A 1829-nucleotide genomic window follows, 5' to 3' on the forward strand; every position below is an offset into this window, starting at 1 on the left:
GGGCCGTCAGCGGCGGCGTGGCGGTGGCGGTCGCCGCCGTCCCCGAGGGCCTGCCGCTGGTCGCCACGGTCGCCCAGATGGCGGCCGCCCGGCGGCTGTCCCGGCGCGGCGTCCTGGTCCGCACCCCGCGCACCCTGGAGGCACTGGGCCGGGTCGACACCGTCTGCTTCGACAAGACCGGCACCCTCACCGAGAACCGGCTCCGCCTGGTCCGGGCGGCCACCGCCGACGGCACGGTCCACGCACCGGACGCCGAGGACGCCCTGCCGGTCCTGCGGCTGGCCGCCCGGGCCTGCCCGCAGGAGGAGACGGGTCAGGGGCGCCGCGTCGCGCACGCCACCGACGAGGCGGTCCTCGACGTCGCCCCGCCCGACGACGCCTGGACGCCCTCCGGCGAACTGGCCTTCGAGGCCAGCCGCGGCTACGCGGCGGCCGTCGGCCGGGACGGCGGCGCGGACACCGGCGGGCTCCTCGTCGTCAAGGGTGCCCCCGAGACGGTGCTGCCGGCCTGCCGGGACCTGCCCGAGGCGGCCACCCGCACGGCCCACGAGCTGGCCGGACAGGGGCTGCGGGTGCTCGCCGTCGCCCGGCGGCCCTGCCCGGCCGAGGAACCGGCCGCCGCGCTCGACGCCGACCTTGGGGACCTGGAGTTCGCCGGGCTGATCGCCCTCGCGGACGTCCCGCGCGACACCTCCCGCGCCCTGCTCACGGAGCTGCGCCGGCTGGGCATCGCCCCCGTCATGCTCACCGGCGACCACCCGGAGACGGCGCGCGCCATCGCCCTGCAGCTGGGCTGGCCGGAGGAGACCGAGGTCGTCACCGGGGACGAACTGGTCGCCATGGGCCGGCGCGACCGGGTGCGGGCCCTGCACGGCGCCGCGGTCGTCGCCCGGGTCGCCCCCGAGCAGAAGCTGCATGTGGTGGAGGCCCTGCAACAGGCCGGCCGGGTCGTCGCGATGGCCGGTGACGGCGCCAACGACGCGGCCGCCATCCGCGCCGCCGACGTGGGCGTCGGCATCGAGACCCGGGGCTCGGCGGCCGCCCGGAACGCCGCCGATCTGGTGGTCACCAACGGGGACCTGTCCCCGTTGGTGGACGCGGTCGCCGAGGGGCGCGCGCTGTGGCGCAGCGTCGCCGACGCGGTGAGCATCCTCATCGGCGGCAACGCCGGCGAGGTCGGCTTCAGCGTGCTGGGCACCCTGCTCGCCGGGGCCTCCCCGCTGTCGACCCGTCAGCTGCTGCTGGTCAACCTGCTCACCGACATGTTCCCGGCCATGGCCGTCGCGGTGACACCCAGCGACGACCCCTCCACGGCCGTGCACGCCGAGACCGGCCCGATGGGCCTGGACGTGCTCGGCGCGCCGCTGCTGCGCGCCATCCGGCGCCGCGGCGTGACCACCTGCCTCGGCGCGGTCACCGCCTACCTCATCGGCCGTCTCACGCCCGGCACCGAACGCCGGGCGACCACCATGGCGCTGTGCGGAGTCGTCGGCGCGCAGCTGGTGCAGACCCTGTCCGGCCGCCGCCACAGCCCCCTGGTGTGGACGACCGCGCTGGGGTCCGCCGCGGTGCTGGCCGCGCTCGTGCAGACGCCCGGCGTCAGCCACTTCTTCGGCTGCACCCCGCTCGGCCCGGTGGCCTGGTCGGGCGTGGCAGCCGCCATCGCGCTGTCCGCCCTGGCCCCGCGACTGGAACGGCTCGCCCCGGTCCGCGCCCTCTACGCCGTGGCCTCCCGCGGTGCCGTGCGGCTCGGCGAGTACCTCGAGCAGCTCCGCCACCTCCTGCACAGCGGCGTCGCGCGGCCCGTGGCGGCCTGACCCGCGGCGCCC

General features: G+C 77.8%; 1 protein-coding gene. It reads left to right on the top strand.

Translation table 11 applies throughout. From position 1 onward, the window contains the following. Positions 1-1817: cation-translocating P-type ATPase (locus tag G3I53_RS33050; protein WP_164439062.1), on the top strand; the 1817-nt coding region annotated here is incomplete at its 5' end. Between the last annotated feature and the right edge of the window lie 12 nt (positions 1818-1829).

The sequence above is a fragment of the Streptomyces sp. SID14436 genome (assembly GCF_010548465.1).
In the GTDB taxonomy this organism is placed as follows: Bacteria; Actinomycetota; Actinomycetes; order Streptomycetales; family Streptomycetaceae; genus Streptomyces.